The following is a 491-nucleotide window of genomic DNA, read 5'->3' as shown; positions in this document are numbered from 1 at the left end:
AGAAGTCGCCGGGAATAGACCGGACCCGTTGGGCCAACGTCACTGACGAACGACGAATGCCAGGTTCCACTCACCTGACCGTATTTTCTTGTAGCGCGGAATTTCGTCACGTTGTTTTCGGAATTAGAAAAGCTCAGACGGCATGGCTGCATATCGGTTCCGGCGCCTGGCAGCCGAAACGATTTCCGGGGCGAACGCCTATTAGCAAGGGCTTATGGCGATACTTATGCTGCTGAGACATTTATTGCCTTCAGCCACCACCATCACTATGTAGCAAGACTTCGCCTGCTGTCTTCAAGCCACCCGGAGAATTTCATGACAGAAGAAGCCGACCACAGCCTCGACGCCCTCATCGAGCTTACCGCCGATGTCGTCTCAGCCTATGTCTCGAACAATCCGGTCCCGGTGGGCGAGCTCCCCGCCCTGATCGGCCAAGTACATGCAGCACTGAAAGGAACGGCCGGCAGCGTTTCCGCAGAACAGCCGCAGGC

General features: G+C 56.4%; 1 protein-coding gene. It reads left to right on the top strand.

Annotated elements, in window-relative coordinates; genetic code table 11:
• Positions 1 to 315 precede the first annotated feature (315 nt).
• On the top strand, positions 316 to 491 hold a 176-nt coding region (locus tag AC0L2K_RS35055), incomplete at its 3' end, for a MucR family transcriptional regulator (RefSeq protein WP_473533670.1).

The organism is Mesorhizobium sp. WSM4817, from assembly GCF_055811135.1.
The sequence above is the reverse complement of the archived record's forward strand: the minus strand, read 5'-3'. Positions and strand labels throughout refer to the sequence as shown.